A 255-nucleotide genomic window follows, 5' to 3' on the forward strand; every position below is an offset into this window, starting at 1 on the left:
GCCGGCTGATTTCTTCGCGTCTGCCGTACTCTGTGCCACCACGGACGCGTTACGCGCCACCTCTTCCACCATCAGTTCAAGACGACGCAGCACCTCCGGCCGGGCATCATCCTCCGTCATGGCACAGAGAAAATCATTCAGCGTCCCCGGTTGTGAATCTTCATACACGGTGATGGTCCCGGCGTGCGATGGTGGAAAACCGTCAACCTGCAGGATGACACTGTACTGACCGTACTCCACATCCATGCTGTAACG

At 57.6% G+C, this 255-nt stretch carries 1 protein-coding gene; it reads right to left on the minus strand.

The features are described from left to right. Window positions 1–255, minus strand: a 255-nt coding sequence (locus tag SB775_RS31480) for a prophage tail fiber N-terminal domain-containing protein (protein WP_410865207.1), incomplete at both ends; no start/stop codon positions are given.

It is taken from the genome of Peribacillus sp. SIMBA_075 (genome assembly GCF_046534585.1).